At 31.8% G+C, this 18,180-nt stretch carries 14 protein-coding genes; 6 read left to right on the plus strand and 8 right to left on the minus strand.

Features of this window, described 5'->3' with window-relative positions; all coding sequences use genetic code 11:
• Positions 1-82: 82 nt before the first annotated feature.
• Positions 83-1,396, minus strand: a complete 1,314-nt coding sequence (locus tag C6H31_RS00080; RefSeq protein ID WP_104696779.1) for an outer membrane family protein — start codon at positions 1,394-1,396, stop codon at positions 83-85.
• Positions 1,397-1,597: 201 nt separating this feature from the next.
• Positions 1,598-2,473 (minus strand): aspartate carbamoyltransferase catalytic subunit, encoded by an 876-nt coding sequence (locus tag C6H31_RS00085; protein WP_104696780.1) that lies wholly within the window; start codon positions 2,471-2,473, stop codon positions 1,598-1,600.
• 71 nt (positions 2,474-2,544) lie between these two features.
• Between C6H31_RS00085 and C6H31_RS00090 the strand changes: the two genes are divergently transcribed.
• The 5 genes from C6H31_RS00090 to C6H31_RS00110 all read left to right on the plus strand — a co-directional run bounded on the left by C6H31_RS00090 (position 2,545) and on the right by C6H31_RS00110 (position 8,721).
• Positions 2,545-3,033, plus strand: coding sequence for a hypothetical protein (locus C6H31_RS00090; RefSeq protein ID WP_104696781.1), 489 nt, complete (start codon positions 2,545-2,547; stop codon positions 3,031-3,033).
• Complete coding sequence (tlyA, locus tag C6H31_RS00095) at positions 3,033-3,734, plus strand: 23S rRNA (cytidine-2'-O)-methyltransferase TlyA (protein ID WP_104696782.1); 702 nt, start codon at positions 3,033-3,035, stop codon at positions 3,732-3,734. Before C6H31_RS00090 ends, tlyA begins: the two co-directional genes overlap by 1 nt.
• The gene (locus tag C6H31_RS00100; protein ID WP_104696783.1) at positions 3,697-4,536 is read left to right on the plus strand and encodes a bifunctional riboflavin kinase/FAD synthetase; all 840 of its coding nucleotides are present in this window, start codon (positions 3,697-3,699) and stop codon (positions 4,534-4,536) included. Before tlyA ends, C6H31_RS00100 begins: the two co-directional genes overlap by 38 nt.
• A 65-nt stretch (positions 4,537-4,601) precedes the next feature.
• Positions 4,602-6,524: a transketolase gene (gene tkt / locus C6H31_RS00105; protein ID WP_104696784.1), complete on the plus strand. Its 1,923-nt coding sequence runs from the start codon at positions 4,602-4,604 to the stop codon at positions 6,522-6,524.
• Positions 6,517-8,721 (plus strand): PD-(D/E)XK nuclease family protein, encoded by a 2,205-nt coding sequence (locus tag C6H31_RS00110; RefSeq protein ID WP_104696785.1) that lies wholly within the window; start codon positions 6,517-6,519, stop codon positions 8,719-8,721. Before tkt ends, C6H31_RS00110 begins: the two co-directional genes overlap by 8 nt.
• On the opposite strand, the gene C6H31_RS00115 is transcribed toward C6H31_RS00110, so the two are convergent.
• Positions 8,718-10,175 carry a hypothetical protein gene (locus C6H31_RS00115; protein WP_104696786.1) on the minus strand — a complete coding sequence of 486 codons (1,458 nt, stop codon included), beginning with the start codon at positions 10,173-10,175 and terminating at the stop codon, positions 8,718-8,720. The genes C6H31_RS00110 and C6H31_RS00115 overlap by 4 nt on opposite strands.
• A 181-nt stretch (positions 10,176-10,356) precedes the next feature.
• Here C6H31_RS00115 and C6H31_RS00120 point away from each other — a divergent pair, with 181 nt between their 5' ends.
• Positions 10,357-12,798: a DNA translocase FtsK gene (locus C6H31_RS00120; protein WP_104696837.1), complete on the plus strand. Its 2,442-nt coding sequence runs from the start codon at positions 10,357-10,359 to the stop codon at positions 12,796-12,798.
• On the opposite strand, the gene C6H31_RS00125 is transcribed toward C6H31_RS00120, so the two are convergent.
• The 5 genes from C6H31_RS00125 to C6H31_RS00145 form a co-directional block, all read right to left on the minus strand.
• Positions 12,779-14,152, minus strand: a complete 1,374-nt coding sequence (locus C6H31_RS00125; RefSeq protein ID WP_104696787.1) for a phosphomannomutase/phosphoglucomutase — start codon at positions 14,150-14,152, stop codon at positions 12,779-12,781. The two genes, C6H31_RS00120 and C6H31_RS00125, sit on opposite strands and share 20 nt — an antisense overlap.
• 1 nt (position 14,153) lies before the next feature.
• Complete coding sequence (locus tag C6H31_RS00130) at positions 14,154-15,293, minus strand: tol-pal system YbgF family protein (protein ID WP_104696788.1); 1,140 nt, start codon at positions 15,291-15,293, stop codon at positions 14,154-14,156.
• A 38-nt stretch (positions 15,294-15,331) separates the two neighbouring features.
• Entirely contained in the window at positions 15,332-16,477 is a 1,146-nt protein-coding gene (locus C6H31_RS00135; RefSeq protein ID WP_104696789.1) for a DUF7494 domain-containing protein, read from the minus strand.
• 314 nt (positions 16,478-16,791) lie between these two features.
• Positions 16,792-17,346 (minus strand): hypothetical protein, encoded by a 555-nt coding sequence (locus C6H31_RS00140; RefSeq protein WP_104696790.1) that lies wholly within the window; start codon positions 17,344-17,346, stop codon positions 16,792-16,794.
• Between the two features lie 9 nt (positions 17,347-17,355).
• Positions 17,356-18,180, minus strand: a complete 825-nt coding sequence (locus tag C6H31_RS00145) for a cytolethal distending toxin subunit B family protein (protein ID WP_104696791.1) — start codon at positions 18,178-18,180, stop codon at positions 17,356-17,358.

Raw genomic sequence — 18,180 nt, forward strand, 5'->3', positions numbered from 1 at the left:
TCTAAGAAAAAAACTTAGAACTTTTTAAAGATCTTTGCAAAGAGCAAGAAATCATCAGACTATCAATGATAGTCTGATGGTATTAGAAACTATAAGAAAGTAGCATCATAGCATGACTTCTATCTTCTTTTATAGATTTTTCAAGGACAGGAGAACCTCTACCTTCAGCTATAGACGCAGGACTTCCAGTAGTGTTTGTCGCTACAATATAGCCAGCATGTGTGGTAACATTTTGCCATTCTAGTTTTAGCCACAATTTAATGTTATAAGGGAAACTATAGCTAAAGCTAACTAATGCAGCTTGCTCATCTGCTCTTGGTGAGAAAGTCATTCTACCAAAAGTTTCCCATTCAAACTTCCCATGCGCTGCACCAAGGAAAATATAGCCTGTTTTTGCATCTTTTGTAATGGCATTTGTTAGAGCACCAAAATCATAGGCAGTATTTGTCCAAAAATCCCAACCGCCAATTGCTGCGTTTCCATAAGTTCCTACATGTGCATTTGCATTTCCAAAATTTTGATACCAGCCTCCACCAAAGTGAAAATTATTTATGTCAAATTGTTGCCTAATCGCAATTGTTTGACCACCTTTTCCAGATAATGATTGATAGCGGTATATATTTTGAACATTAGAGGTATGGAAAGGGGACATAAAGAAAACCTTGGTTGTGGATCTAAAACCCTGACCATCAAATTTTTTATTACTATCAAATCCAAGCTCTAGCATTGGTGCAACATAGAAATCTGGCGAGAAATATACAAATGGTGAAATATATAAACCAGAATCAAAGCTGTATGAAGGCTTGAATGCGTGAATTCCATAATTCCCATTCTTATCAAATGACTTAGGGGTATAGAAAGAATAAATCCACTCTGCATTTGCAAACCCTCTTCCATAAGAACTAAACCACCAAAGGTCAAAATTTTTGTAAGTATATTTCGCTTCAAACCCTTGAGTAAAGCCACTCATAAATTGAGCCTGGCTTGCATACCTACCAATTTTCACTTCAAAATTATGATCATTTTTTTTGGCAGTGTAATCTATATAAGCATTATAGAGCACAAAATTAGCTGTAACATATTGCCCGCCAGATCCATGAATGATAGAATTTCCAGTATGTCTTGAGGAGTCTAAAATGGTTCCCCCTGCCAATGCTCCAACACTTCCTGTAAGTTTTTTGTTTTCATCGTCAATAAAAACCATATCAGTTTGTAAAGTTCCTACAATATTCATAAAACTATCTGTGGGATAGCGATTTGCATTTTTATCAATACTTTGATTGTTAAACCCTACCTTTGAGAATGTTTGTAAACTTCCTGATACTTTATACTCAAAAGCTTGGGCTCCAGTTCCCAGTAATGTCAGTAATACAAAAGAGCTATATACCTTTTTCACATTCTATCCTTAATTTCTTAAAGTTGTAAAAGACCAATCCTGTCTTTGAAACTTATAATATCGTATCATTTACTTTTTGTTAGCTTTTCTAAAAACAAAAAATAAACTAACGTGTAAAAAATACACAATAAGGAAGTAAAAAAGTATCACAATACGCTCTTGTTTATTACTAATTAAAGAAGCAATATTATGTTTATCCACCTAGCCAAAGATACAATGTTCAATTACAGCCATTCTAATTAGTACACCATTTGATACCTGTTCTAAAATCTTGCACCTAGGATCTTTTAAAACTTCATCTGCAATATCAATATTGTGATGAACTGGTCCTGGGTGCAATATAATAATATCTTGGTCTTTTAAAATGTCTTGAGTGATGCAAAAATGCTTTGCATAATCTTGTAGTGACCCATAGACTTGGTAGCTATGTCTTTCAGTTTGTGTCCTTAAACTAATGACAATATCAAGATTCTTAATAGTCTCTTTAAGATTTTGAGTTGTTTTTAGATGTGTTTTAGGTAAAAAATGGGGAGGAGCAATAAGGGTAATATCTAGTCCAAACCTCTCAAGTAGCTCAATGTTACTGTTAGCAACGCGAGAGTTTCTAATATCTCCAACAATACCCACCTTTTTTCCCTTAATATTGCCATCAAAGTGATTATGGATAGTTAGAAGATCTAAGAGTGCTTGAGTAGGATGAGCATGTGCTCCATCTCCACCATTGATAATAGGACAATCAACATGCTGTGCAAGATGCTCTCCTGCTCCTGCATTTTTATGGCGAATAATAATTGCGTGGGGTTTCATTGCATTAAGATTAGCAGCTGTATCCGCCATTGTTTCGCCTTTAGAGGTGGAGCTTTTTGCAATATCTAGTTTAATTACTTCAGCTCCTAAGGTTTTTGCAGCAATTTCAAAACTACTTAATGTTCTAGTAGAATTTTCAAAAAAAGCGGTTATGATAATTTTATCTTTTAGTGATTTTGGTGGAGTGTTGATACGATAAAAATTTGCCTGGTTGAGTATCTTTTGAATTGCTGGTATAGTTAGATCGCTAGTTTGAAACAAGTGCTGCATAATCTCTATGTTCTCCCTTAAAAATTTTGTTATTATTTTAACTAATTAATCAAGATTCCTAAAGAAGTAAATTGAAAAAGATTATTGTATTTTGCTTTCCATTGTTTTTATTTTTTCAAGGGTGCAATAGCTTTTTTAGCAATAATACTTATGCGCTTGATATTGTAGGTGAAAAGAAGGTTCAGGCAAGTCGTAAGGGTGAAATTGTTAAGGACAATAAGGTATTGGTTGTGGCAACCGTTACACATCTTAATGAAGTAAGCGCACTGACATATCGCGGTAGGGAATATTTTTTTGTTGAATTTTATAGTGAAGATGATATTGGCAATTTTGTTGAGTATCATTTGAATAAATTAAAACCTCTTTGGGTGAGAGAGATTACCAAAGATGAGTTTGATGAAGTCTTAAAACCCAATAATAAGTGGAGCAAATGCTATTTAGTTGCCTTTGATTCTATAGGAGGTATTGGGGCTAGAGAAATGATTTTAGGTATGGATGTTGTAGGTTTTGGAATAATGGAATTTGATTTTGGATTTAAAACCCTACCAATGCAGTTTTGATGAGACTTGATTTATTTGTTTCAAAGAAATTTGATATCAGTAGGCAGAAAACTCAAGAAATGATTAAACAGGGTTTGGTTTTTTGTAATCAAATACAAGTTACAAAGCCCTCGCATCAAGTTAGCCAAGAAGATGAAATTGTTTTAAAAGAAAAACCAAGGTTTGTAAGTAGGGCTGGAGAAAAGCTTTTTGGATTTTTGAAGGGAGAGAATTTTAGTTATAAGGTAGTGCTTGATGTAGGATCAAGTACGGGAGGCTTTGCACAGGTTTTATTGTTGCTTGGAGTTGATGAGGTGCATTGTGTGGATGTCGGAAAAAATCAATTATCCCCTTTATTGCGCAATGATAAAAGAATTAAAATTTTTGAAGAGTGTGATATTAGGCATTTTATAAAACAGAGAGATTATGACTTATTAACTTGTGATGTGAGTTTTATTAGTATTGAAAAGATTTTTGGAATCTTAAAAACGATGAGTAAAGAAATGATACTTCTTTTTAAACCACAGTTTGAAGTTGGAAAAGAAGTTAAGAGGAATAAAAAAGGTGTTGTTGTGGATAATGAGCTGATTAATATTGCTCTGAAGAGTTTTCAAAATTATCTTTTGGAGCAAGGTTTTTTAATACTAAGAACTCAAAAATCAGTTTTAAAAGGGAAAGAGGGTAATGAAGAGTATTTCTTTCATGTGCGATCTAAATATTAAAGAAATTGCCATTGGAAAGTTTGATGGAGTGCATTTAGCCCACCAAGAGTTATTGAGAAGATTGGGGGAAAAATCAGGCGTAGTAGTGATTTATCAAGATGATAAGCAACATCTAACAGACTTGAGACTTCAAAAAACCTTATTGCAAAAAAAGATCTTTTTCTTCCGCTTAAGGGATATTAGAGAGTGGAGTGGAGAAAGGTTTGTGAAGTTTTTAACAACCTCCTTTCCTCGACTAGAAAAAATAGTTGTAGGTTATGATTTTTGTTTTGGAAAGGGGAGGGAATATGGGGCTTTAAAATTAAGAGAATTATTTAAAGGACAGGTAGAAATTATAGATGAGTTTAAAATAAATCATCAATCAGTCCATACCCAAAACATTAAAGATTTTTTATGGCAAGGAGAAATTAAAAAAGCAAATCTGCTTTTAGGAAGAATGTATCAAATAAAAGGTAAAAAGATACAAGGACAGGGGATTGGTAAAAAGCTTTTATATCCTACTATTAATCTTGAGAATCTTAATTATTTTTTGCCAAAAAATGGTGTTTATATTACTCTATTTGGCGTACATAAGGCTTTGAGTTTGACTTTTATAGGCACAAGAAGCACAGATCTGCAATTTAGTATAGAGGTGCATTTATTGCAGGAGATAGGAGAGACTCTAAAGGGTGTAATTTTTGATTTATTTTTTGTTGATTTTTTGAGAGATAATAAGAATTTTAAGGATTTAGAGCAATTAAAAAGGCAAATTACACAGGATATAAAACTAGCGAAAAACTATAAAAAATCTTTACTTTTATAGTTTTTTTAAGCAAGACAAAGGCAAAATACAAAGAAAATTTTCTATGACTTTAAAGGAATAAAAAAATGAGCGGGATTAAAGAAAAGGATACCTTGATGCTACAAAGAATGGCAAATACTTTAAGATTCTTATGTGCTGATATGGTACAAGAGGCAAACAGTGGTCATCCAGGTGTTGCTATGGGGTTGGCAGATGTAGCAAGTGTTTTAGGAATGCATTTAAATACTAACCCAAAAAATCCAGGTTGGATTAATCGAGATCGTTTGATTTTTAGTGGGGGTCATGCTTCAGCATTGGTCTATGCACTCTTACATCTTTGGGGCTTTGATCTTACGCTAGAGGATTTAAAGGCTTTTAGAAGAAAAGATTCTAAAACTCCAGGTCATCCAGAATATGGTCATACACAAGGTGTAGAAATTACTACAGGACCATTGGGGCAGGGTATAGCAAATGCAGTAGGTTTTGCTATGGGAGCAAAATATGCACAAAAACAATTTGGCAAAGCCATTTCTCATCAGATCTATTGTTTTTGTGGTGATGGGGATTTACAAGAAGGAATTTCTTATGAAGCCTGTGCCTTGGCAGGACACCACTGCTTAGATAATTTAATTTTAATTTATGATAGCAATAAGATTACAATTGAAGGCGATACGAATATTGCAATGAGTGAGGACATTACACAAAGATTTCTAGCACAAGGGTGGCAAGTTTTAGAGTGTGATGGACATAATTATGCGGATATTGATGAAAAAATTACTCTTGCAAAGCAAGCTTCAAAGCCTGTGATTCTTATTGCTCATACAAAAATAGGAAAAAGTGCAATTGGACTGGAAGGAAGTCATAAGACACATGGCGCTCCTTTAGGAGAGGAAGTTATTAAAAAAAGTAAAGAGGCTTTAGGTTTTGATCCAAATGTAAAGTTTTTTATTCCTGATGATGTCTTGCTTCGATTTAGAAATACTTGCGAGAGGGGCGAATTATTAAATAAGATTTGGGAAGATGATAATAGAGAGGTTACCCAAGAGATTGCAAAATGGAGGGAAAATAATTTTTCAAAGATAGAGTATCCAAGTTTTGAGATGGGAGAGAGTATAGCCACTCGTGTAAGTAATGGAAAAATTTTAGAATCTATTTCAAAACAAATACCCGGGTTTTTAGGTGGAAGTGCAGATCTTGCACCATCAAATAATACTTCTTTAAATTCTCAAGATTTCCCAAATGGAAAAAATCTTCATTTTGGGATTAGAGAGCATTCTATGGGTGCAATCATAAATGGTCTTGCAAATTATGGTTTATTCCTTCCTTTTTGTGCAACATTTTTTGTCTTTAGTGACTATTTAAGCCCTAGTATTCGCATAGCAAGTATTATGAATGCAAAAGTTTTTTATATTTTTACTCATGATAGCATAGGTGTTGGAGAAGATGGTGCAACACATCAGCCAATTGAACAATTAAGTCATTTTAGATCTATGCCAAATTTAAAGGTTTTCCGTCCTGCTGATGCAAATGAAAATGTGGCTTGTTGGAAGATTGCATTGCAAACAAGTGGTCCTTGTATGTTTGTGCTTTCGCGTCAGAATTTAGAAGTTTGTACTCCAAAAGAAAACAACAAGCTAGTAAATGGAGGATATATATTAAAAGAAAGTGAGAATCCAAAGATTACATTGGTTGCAAGTGGCAGTGAGGTAAATTTAGCTCTAAAAAGTGCTCAAAAGTTAGAGCAAGATGGTATAGCTACACAGGTTGTTAGTGTGCCTTGTTTTGATTTATTTATCACACAAAGCAAGGAAGAACTTCAGAGAATTTTTGGTGATACAAGGATACTAGCAATTGAGGCTTCAAGAAGTTTTGAATGGTATAAAATTGCAGATGATGCCATAATGATGGATGGGTTTGGAAAGTCTGCAAAAGGAGAGGAGCTTTTTAAACATTTTGGATTTAATATAGAAAATGTTGTCCAAAAAGCAAAAGCGTTATTGAATGAATAATAAGCTCTATGTTTTCTCTTCAAAGCGTTCTATTGGAGAATTTTATCTCCAATACAATCAGAGTTTTGCTCCAAGAGCAATATCAATATCAGAGTTTTTTGACTTTTGTGTGGGGGTTAGAGGCAAAAAGAAAATCCCTGCCTATATTAAAAAGGTCTTTTTACTGCAAACATTATATCAATATAAAAATACACATAAACTACTCACTTTTGATCAAAGTTTTTTGGCTTATTTAGAGGGAGTAGAATTTTTAGAAAACTTTTTTTCAGAAATTGACTTAAATAATAAAGATATTACAGAAATTCCATATCAAGATATTTATGGAGATTATGAAGATCATTTAAAAATTTTGCAAGATATTTATAAAACTTATCAAGAAAAATTGAATCATTTTGGATTTTATGATATTTATTGTAATCAAGATTATGAAATTTATGATGAGGTTTTAAATCCATTTGAAAGTATTGAAATCTTTTTAGATGGTATTTTGAGTAAGAGTGAGCAAAAAATTTTATTGCAACTTGCGCAAAAAGCTACAATTAATTTGCACTTAAATTGCGATATGTATAACAAAAGGTTTTTGAATTTTTTGGGATTAGAACTTCAGGAAGACTATTTTTATAAAATTAATTTAACTTCTAAAATTATAGAAGAATCAAAAAAGAAAACTCTGAGTCACCAAGTTCAAAGCTATGCTTTTCAATCTCGTTTAGACCAAGTATCTTTTGTAATTTTCAAGGTAAATGAGTGGCTAGAAAAAGGTATAGAGAATGTTGCTTTAATTACACCTAATGAGGATTTTGTAAGGTATCTTGATTCTTTGGATAGCTATAGAAATTTTAACTATGCAATGGGATTGGATATCAAAAAAACATCCTATTATCAAGAAATAGTAGGACTGCAAGAAGAAAAACTAGAGGATTTTGAAATTCTTAAAAAAAGAATAAATGAGATTTTAGAAAAATCAAAAGACTTTACACAAGAAATTAGTCTTTTTAATCAAAAGTTTTTTGCAGGCTTTGAAAAAATACAAGAAGTGATTGAGCAATTTAGTATACAAGACCTATTGGCTTTTTATCTTAGAGAGTTAGAGGGAGTGAAAATTAGTGATACTAAAGGTGGAAAGATACCTGTTTATGGTGTCCTTGAAACTAGGGGAATAAGCTTTGATGAAATTGTTATTGTAGATTTTAATGAGGAAAATATTTTTAATTTTAAGGATAATGATTTATTTTTAAATACAAAAATCAGGAAATCTGTAGGAATGCCAACTTTATTTGATAAACAGAATTTGCGTAAGCATTATTATTATCAACTTATCCAACAAACAAAAAGGGTGCATATTACTTATAAAAGCGAGGATAGATCTACACATTTTTTAAAGAATCTTGGAGCAAAAGCACAGGATTTTTCTCACACAATTTTTAGTTTCAATCAAATGAGGGAATATGTGGAAGATGAGTTTGTGACCCAAATTCCACAAGATTTTATTTTTTCAGCCTCAAGTCTTAAAAGTTTTTTTTCTTGCAAGCGCCAATTTTTCTTTAAATATTTAAAAAAGTTAAAAGCAGATGATGAAAGCGATTCTATAAAAACAGGAAAGTTATTTCATCAACTCTTAAAACAATCTTATGATAACTTTGTAGATGATTTTGATATTTTAAAGGTAAGAGAGTTTTTTTACAAAAAATTAAATGAGAGTATTTATCAAACCAAAATGGAAAAATTTGCTGCAGAAATTGAAGGTAAAAAAATGTTTGGTTTTTGGGAAAATGAGATTGTTTGCTTTTCTGATTCAAAGAGGAAATTTATAAAAGCAGAATATGACTTTAATACTGAAATTTTTGGAAAAAAGATTAGAGGATGTATAGATCGAATTGATTCTTATGGAAATCAGGAAATAATTATTGACTATAAAATTTCAAATAATGTAAAACAATACAAGAGTGATGAAAAATTATGTGATTTTCAACTACCAATTTATAAACTTGCTCTTTGTAATGAAGATAGAGAAGTCTCAGATTGCTATCTTTATGATATAAGAAATGGAAAACTCATTCAAGAAGAACAGATGCAAGAAAAAATTGAAATTTTAAAATATAAAATGGCTAGTCTTGATGGGACAATTCTTTTTGATAAATGTGAAGATTTAAAAGATTGTATGCATTGTGAGTTTAAGATTCTTTGTAATCGTTAATCTTTAAGAGAATCTATTTTTTCTTTTGGTATCAACACAAGGTTTGTATTTGTATTTCTTTTTGTTTTTTTTATCTCTGATATGAGACTAGGGATTGAAGCAGAAAGGGTGGAGTCTATATAGATTGTTTTAAAGGTGTTGGAATTGATTTGAGAAAAAAATTCTGCATTTGTTTTTGCAATAATTACACTGTTGTATTTTGCTTCTGACATAATTTGTATTTTTAGATAAGTTTCAAGTTTATGATTGGTTGTAAAAACAAGAAAAACTTTCTCATAAGTTTGTTTATATCTTAAATAATGCGCATAAGCTTTTTTATCATTTGGACTTAGTTTGTTCTTATCTAGTTTTTGGAGATAAAGCCATAAAAAAGTCATTGTGCAATAGGACCCAATAATATTTTGTTTAAAGAATGTATTATGTATGGGTATGGAATTCATTGCAAGTTTCCAGATACTATCATCAAGATCTGTTGCATAGATATTTAAGATTCTTGTGGTTTGATTTACAATAGCATTGTAGTAATTTTGAAATTTTTGCTCAAAATCTTTTTTATAGAGTTGCTTAAAATCTTCAATACTTTTTTCTAAATTCTTAAGGCAGGGGGTTAATATTTTTAGCTCCTCATCGGATTTACTTACCCTTTGTTTTAAAATTTTTAATCTACTTTCAAGATTCTTTGTATCTTTTTTCCCTTCAATTTTTATATAAATCCCCTTAATTTCAGCCACACTATTTTTTACTCTTGTATTTAGCTCCATAATCCGCTCTTTTAACCCTTGTTGGGCTTTCATTGCAGCACAATAATGTAGTTGTGTTTCTAAGAAATAATCTATAAAGATTTTTGATGCATTAATATTGGTATTTTTAACAAAGTAATTATAGGAATAATTGAGCTTATTAAGAGCTAAGAGCTGATCAGAAAAAGCATCTGTAGTGATATTTTTATCAGTAAATACAAGATAATCAATTGCTTTATTTAAAAATCTTTTTGTTTCTAAATAATTTAGTAAAGCTCTATTTTCTGTGGGTTTTTTATCCATATTAAAATTGATGGTGCTTAGTTCTTGTAAAAAGTATTTTTCAACACTTTTTTCTACACTAAGACTTAAGGGGATTTTTTTGATAGAAAAATAATTTGTTTCTTTAAAAATTTTTTGAATGAGCAATTCTCGCATTTCTTGCTCTTTATACAAAAGCTCTTCATCAGTATCTGATTTCCAAAAATCAGATTCTTTAATAAAAGAATCAGGAGGGAAACTCTGATATACAGAAGCCTTTGCATTGACAATATAGCCATTGCTATTGCATCTAAATTCAATCAACATACCAGCAGTGGGAAGATATCTTGTATCATGCCAACTCTCTTTTCTTAATTCAAAAATCTTTTTTGAGTGATTTGATACGACACCTACACCAGTAGCAAGAGAATATCTCAAAATTTTGCCGTGCAACTAAACCTCCCTAGGTTTTGCCTGTTTCCCAAAATACTACTCATTTTTTTTGATTTTAATTTTGTATAATTCACTTCTAGGAATTTTAACAAAAAAATTTAAGGAAACTAAGATAAAAAGGTTATACAAGTTTATTATAATCGGCGTCTTATTGATTTTTTTATCCAGTGTTACTTTTTTGATGAAAAGTGATATTGTAGGTAAGTTTGGTCAGGGAATAGGCTCCTTAAATTTTCAATTATTTGGATATTTAGCTCCAATATATCCTCTTTTTTTACTGGGATTTTTAATTTTTTTATATAAGAATCCTTTGGCACTGCAAATACCAAGCAATATCAGAAGAATTGTTGGCTGTATTATTTTGTTTGTTTGTAGCTTGTTTTTACAGTGTTTGTGGTTTCAAAAGGGTGAGATTATTATCCCATTGGTTATATTTTTAAGGGAGAGTATCGGGTTATTTGGTATTTTTATTTTACTAACTTCTTTGATTCTTATTTCTTGGATGATGATTTCTTTAGATCATTTAAAAAAAACCTTTGAAAGATTTTTTTTCTTTTTAAATGTGGGGTTGGGCGAGTTTGGTAAAAAAATTATCTTTTTTTATCAAAAAATAAAAATATGGGTTAAAGAGACAAAAGAAAAAATAAAGACTAGAAAAAATCAACAAGAAATTTTATTTATTCCAGAAGAGAAAGAGGAGATACAAAGAGATAATAATGCTTCTCAAAGAGTTAAGGAATCTGAGATAAGGGTTTTTTATGATGTAAAATTAAAAAAACAAGAGCAAAATTTAGAAGTTGGCCTTATAGATACAAAAGACACACAGGAAACAAAAGATTATAGTCAAGCAGTAATTGAACGCAATAAGATAGAATTTGCGCAGCTAAGACTAGAAAACACTCCAAAGAATGATAAAAGTAACATTCAATTTTTGCAAAAACAAAAAAATCAAATATTGGTAGAAAATCAAGAATTGCAAAAAGATGAAGCTTTAGAAGATAATGTTGTTAGCAAGACTGAAGAAAAAGAAATAAAGGAAGAGGAAAAAGAAAATAATTTAGCAACCCCTTTTGTTAAAGAGGAAGTGTCTCAGGATATTAAAACACAGATATTTAAAGAGTTAGAAATTAGGAGTTCTAGCAGAAAAACACCTATTATAAAAGAATTAAGTGAGAATACAATTCTTTTAGATTCTTTAGAGAAAGGGGAGATACAAAAGCCTAGAGACTATATTTTGCCAAGTATTGAGTTATTGCAAAAAAATCCAAAACAAAATAAAGATTTTGATGAAAGCGAGTTGGATGAAAAAATCCAAAACTTACTTTCAAAGCTTAGAATGTTTAAAATTGATGGAGATATCGTAAGGACTTATACAGGACCTTTAGTTAGCACCTTTGAGTTTAAACCAGCAAGTCATGTTAAGGTGAGCAGAATCCTAACTTTAAGCGATGATTTAGCAATGGCATTATGTGCTCAATCCATTAGGATACAAGCACCCATACCAGGAAAAGATGTTGTAGGTATTGAGATTCCAAATTCTAGTATTCAAACAATTTATATGAGAGAAATATTAGAGAGTGAGGTATTTAAAAGCTCTGCTTCTGCTTTAACTCTTGCATTGGGCAAGGATATAGTAGGAAATCCTTTTGTAACTGACTTAAAAAAGCTACCTCATTTGCTTATTGCAGGAACCACAGGAAGTGGTAAATCTGTAGGTATTAATGCGATGATTGTGTCATTGCTTTATAGAAACTCTCCTGAGAATTTACGCTTTATTATGGTAGATCCTAAAATGGTTGAATTTAGTATGTATGAGGACATTCCTCATCTTTTAACACCTATTATTACAGATCCTAAAAAAGCAATTGTTGCGCTAAATTCTGCAGTCAAAGAGATGGAAAGACGCTATAAGCTGATGAGTGTTTTGAAGGTAAAAACAATAGAAAACTATAACCAAAAATGCAAAGAGTTTGGGGAAGAGCCTTTTGCATTTTTAGTAATTATTATCGATGAGTTGGCAGACTTAATGATGACAGGGGGTAAGGAAGCAGAGTTTCCTATTACAAGAATTGCGCAAATGGGAAGAGCTTGTGGGATGCATTTGATTGTAGCCACACAAAGACCTAGCGCAGATGTTGTTACGGGTCTAATTAAAACCAATCTCCCCGCAAGAGTGGCCTTTAAAGTAAGTAATAAAATTGACTCTAGAGTTGTTTTAGACGTAGAGGGTGCTCAAAGTCTTCTTGGTAGAGGTGATATGCTTTTTACACCACCTGGAATTAGTGGGGTGATTAGAATGCATGCGCCTTGGATTAGTGAGAGTGAAATAGAGAGTATTGTGGCTTTCATAAAAGAACAGCGTAGTGTTCAGTATGATGATAGTTTTGTTTTGGAAGAAAGAGAATTAATTTCTAGTGCTATTGAAGAAAGTGAGAAGAGTAATTCTCCTGATTTGCAAAAGGCCAAAGAAATCATCAGAAGCACGGGAAAAACTTCAGCAAGCTTTTTGCAAAGAAGAATGAGTATAGGCTATAATAAAGCTGCTACATTGGTGGAAGAGCTTGAAAAACAAGGCTTCTTGTCAGCACCAAATGCAAAAGGTATTAGAGAGATAATAGGCTAAGCAAAGCTTTTTTATAAAGCATTGCCTTTTCCTCATTAAGTGCTTCAAATCTTGTTACAAGTACAGGAGTTGTATTACTTGCTCTGATTAACCCCCAACCATCTTTAAAGATTACTCTTACCCCATCTATTTCAATAATTTCCAAAATTTCTAGAAAATCTTTTGGTGGGTTTTTAAGCTTTTCTTTTAATTTTTCTATGATAGTAAATTTTTGCTCTTCAGTAGTTGGGATTTTTTCTTCTGGAGTACTAAAAAGCTTTGGTAGTTTTTGGAGAGAGTTATAGATTCCTTCTGGAGTATCATTTAAAAACAGCTCTAAGGCTCTAAGTCCTGCATAGATTGCATCATCATAGCCATAGTATCTATCGTTGAAAAACATATGCCCACTCATTTCTACAGCCAAGTGCGCATTTAGTTCTTTTAATTTAACTTTTAAATTACTATGTCCAGTTTTATACATTATGCTTGAGCCAAATTGATTGATGGTATCATACATAATTTGAGAACATTTTACCTCTCCAATTACAAGAGGAGATTCTCCATTAGAAGCAATTTGCTTAGCAAATAAAATAGCAAGTTCATCACCCTTTAAAGGATAATTTTTATTTAGCAATGCAATACGATCTGCATCCCCATCAAATGCAAGTCCTATGGGAATATCTTTTTCGCTCATGATTTTTTTTAGATCATTAAGATTTTTTTCCTCACTTGGATCTGGATGGTGATTTGGAAAAGTTCCATCAGGAGTAGCAAATAAATCTATAAAATTAATATTAAGATTTTTTAGAATTTTTTGCATTGCCAAGGCACCCACACCATTGCCATAATCCAATGCTACAGGGTAGGAAAAATTTTCCAGTGCTTTAAAGTGCTTGGTTAAAAAATCAATATAAATATTTAATGCATTGAGTTGTTTTAATTTTTGATCATATGCTTGATAATTTAAATCTTTTTGTTCAATTTTCTTTTTAAGCTTTTGAATTGCATCTCCATAAAATGGCTTTTGATCAATTGTGATTTTGAAACCATTATATTGTGGAGGGTTATGGGAGCCTGTAATCATTATAGAGTTTTTACACTCAATAGATTCTATAGTGTGGAAAGTGGAAAAGTAGGCAACGGGAGTAGGAACCATACCAATGCAAAAAACTTCAACTTCACTATGTCTTAATCCATCACTAAGCCATTTTAGCAATACCTCTGAATGCACTCTTGCATCATATCCTATAATGACTTGATTTTGATCTTTTTCTTTAATGACTTGACCTAAAAAAAAACCTATCTTAAAGACAATATCCTGGGTGAGATCTTGTTCAAAGATTCCTCGAATATCATATTCTCTATAAATACTCATTTTACTCCTTTATCAATGTTTTACTTTGATTGCATAATGTCTTCCAAGAAGAATCTATACTAATATCAATACAAGATTGCAGACTCTCCAGAGCCTGTTTATTATTTTTTAGGTTAATTTCAATGTTTGCTTTCATATAAAAAGCCTTTTGTAAGTCTATAGGATCAATTTTTTCTTGAATTAACTCTTGAATAATTTTGTAAGCTTCTTGGTAGTCATTGGCCTTTGTTAAAGCTTCAATTAGTTTAAATTCTGTAAATGGGGTATAGTCTTTGGAATCATATTGCTTTTGTAGCATAAGTAGATTTTTGGCATAGATAATGCTGGAGTTATTAAGGTTTTCTTCCCAGCTAAGTAAAGTGCTATACACTTGCATCATTCTTTTATCATCTTTAAATTTTTCATACAATTTGCCATAAATCTCTTTAGCTCTGTCCTTGGCATTTAAATGTGCTAGATTGGAGAATAGGGTAAATAAAATATCATCATACTTAGATTGGGTGAGATTTTTTGTAAGACTTAAAATATCTTCTATAGCCATAATAGATTCTTTGTATTTCCCTAATGCATTCAGAGTATTGGCATCACGATATAGCCAAGCAATATAGTCTGGATTATTCTTGTCTTGCAACATTGTTTGGGCAACTTGGTGTGCTTGGGTATAAAGATTATTATTATAAAGACAATCAAAAGCCTTAAGCTTATCATCAATGCCTGTAAAATTATTTATTTGTATCAAATAGCTATTGATAGCTTCGCATTTATTATTTTTTATCTTTTTATTAATAAGTCCTAAAAGGGCTTGATGATAGATTGGACTATCTTTTGATAAATAAGGCTTCACTTCTAATGCCTCTTTGAATTTTTCTTGTTTAATTAAAATTTTTGTTTTTAACTCTGCTGCTTTTGTAGCCTCAGGGGTGTTGGGATATTTTTTGATGAGATAGTCATAGTGTCCCAGCTTTGTAGAATCATCACCACTAACATAAAAAAGCATTGCATCATCTCTTTTTTGAACTTCTTTTGCACTGGGTAGTTTTTCATACTCTTTTATAAAATCGAGGTTGCTGATATGTGCATTATCATAATCCCCTGCCTTTTCATAGAGTTCTCCTAGCATAAAGCCAAACTTTTTATGCATATTATCATCATACTTTGTGTTGTAAAAATAATATCTTGCTATATTAGCAGCGCTATCATATATTTTTTTTCTGTAAGAAATGCAATTGTATTTCTTGTCTGTTCGGGATGTGATACAAAATATTTTGGATTTGATTGTAAAATTTTTTCGATTAGGTCTCTAGCATTTTGTGGATGATTGGTTTCAATTTCAAAAAATGCCCAATTAAGAGCAATGATTGTGACACTATCAAGGTCTTTTGCTTCTTGATAGGCTTGAGAAAAATAGATTCTTGCTAATCCAAAGCTGGCTTCTTGGGCAAGATTTTTAGCAATTTCCATTTTAGCAAGAGGTGCGAATCTATTTTCGGGATACTCATCAATAATACGCTTATAAAAGTTTGAAGCTTCACTTGGAAAGTTTATCTTTGTGTAGGTATTGCCAATAATATAGAGGACTTCTGGGACATTTATGTCTGTTGGATAGCTTCTAACCCAATCAGGTGCATTTTCCAACACGCTATCAAAAAGGTTGAGCTCATAAAGTGCCTTGATTTGATAAAATAATAAATCTTTAGCAAAAAAAGTATTTGGAAATTTTCTAAAAGCAGTATCGATGGTCTTTAGTGCGACTTTGTAATATTTTTGCTCCATTAAATCTTTAACTTTTAAATAATCCGTATAGTCGGCTCCAACATTGGAAACTAAAGGTTTCTTATCTATATCAATTTCATCAACATAGTCAAATTTTACTCTATCAAAAGAGATGGGAAAATTGATACCGTTATGATGTTTTTTACTCAAAAATGGCACTTCATCTTCAAATCCCACAATTTGCCAAGTTTTACTTAAAGTTTTTGCGATACCCAAGAAAAGATTTGTGTTTTGGATATTGTCTGGTATATAAAAAAGCTGGAGTTTTTTCTTAGGATAAATTAGGAGTGCAAAAACCCCTTGCTCCATTTTATAGGATATTTTAAAAAAGTTGGTTTCAAAGGGTAAAAAACCATTTTCAGGAATCGCATCTATTTCGCATCTAATATGATTCTTATCGATATTATCTTCAATTTGTTCGCATTTAAAAGATATGTCATTTTTTAATGTAATGATGGAAAAGAGCTTATTTTGATTCTTGCCATAAGACACATCAAGATTTAGTGCTTTTAGCGAGAGAATAAGAAAAAAAAATAAAATAATTTGTCGCATTTATTGCCCTAATATAATCTCTTATTATTTTTATGTGCTTGTAGATATCTAAACAAAACCCCTGAAATCATAACACAAAACTTGAAAAAATAGTGTAGTTGTTTTTGATAGGGGAGAGGGGATGCTAAAAATAAAACTTAAAAGTATCATTTGATTTTTAGGATATCCTTAGAATCTTATGAGGGTTATAAAATACTTTCAAAGATTGCTTTTTAATTAACGGGGGATAAATAGCCTTTAAAATATGATTTGGATATAGCAAATAAGATACATACCCTGTTTGTACAAGAGTATGCATCTAGGAAATAGAAGAACTAAGGTTCAATTACCGTAGATTCTACTATTGGTGGGAGAATAGTATGGAGAGTCTGATAGAGCTCATCAACATTTGGAGTATCTATACATTCTCTAGCGCTAAAATCTAGTGCAGGACCATGGACAGGACTTTTGGGAACAAAGAGGCATAGCCCACCACCATAAGCTAAACTTCTAATTTGCACATTACCTCGATCAGTTGGCAAAAATGAAAATACTGTTTGCATTTTTCCATCTCCTAGATCTTGTGCGCAGGATTTAAATCCAAGAGTTTTGTTATCTAGTAGTGCTAAACAAGTTGTTTCATCAGATGGTTTAACAAGCTGTGCCCAACCAAATGGAAATTCCCTATAAAATGTTTTATCATGCATTTTTTGCTCTTCGGTTAAAGTGATAGATTTGATTACCCAGTTAAAGGTTCTATCTACTTTTATAGCCTTTGCTGAACCAAGATTTCTAATAGTAACAACTTTTGTAAAATCTGGTAAATCCTCAACTAAGGAATCACTAAAAATAAACTGCAGACTAAATAATATTAAAACTATCTTTTTCATCTTTTACTCCTAAAATCTTCTAAATCTTACAGGAAAATGATCAGATGCTAGATAGGATGTCAGCGTTGCAGAGGCTAGTAATGCTACAAGTTGTGGTAGTATAGATGCAGCTCCTGTGCTTGTTCGACCTATGATTCCATAATCTAAAATCCTGTTAGTTCCTCTTGAACCAGCGTGTGTAGCATCCCTAGGTGAAACAATTCTTATATTATTTTCAACTCTTTGAGGTATTCCACTTAAAAGATTGGCAGGTTCGCGATTAAAATCCCCTGCTATAAGATAAGTGATATCAGGCATATTGTTAAAATTATCATGGATTGCTGTAACAAGTGCAGAAGCATCTCCACCACCATTAGCAAGAGCATGAACAGAGAAGAATGCATCATTTCCTATGCGGATACCAAGTGCGGGTCTAGAATTTTCTGGTGCAATGGAAGTTTGTCTAATTACATAAACTTCATCTGCTCTACGATCTGAAACAATTGCCAAATTTACGCGTCTTGCACCAACATCAATATCTGCATGATAGATATAAACTTGTCTAGGTCGTGATCTTGTTCCTGCTTGCCAAATATATTCTCTTACAGGAGTTCCTCCCGGTTGAATATGCCTTTCGGTAGGAGTTGCAGTAGAGGGAACAGCACCTGCTTCTTGAAGCATTAATATGTTAAGAAAATCTGCACTATACATAAGCTGTCTTATAACTACATTCCACTTATTTTCTGAGCTTGCAGAAGCTCCTTGGAGATTCCAGGTTCCAATATTGTAATCACCAATGTCTGCAAATAATAGTTGTGATAATAAAATTGTGATAAAAATAAATTTTTTTCTCAT

Origin of the sequence: Helicobacter sp. 'house sparrow 1', assembly GCF_900199585.1 — a bacterium.
Classification (GTDB): Bacteria; Campylobacterota; Campylobacteria; order Campylobacterales; family Helicobacteraceae; genus Helicobacter_H.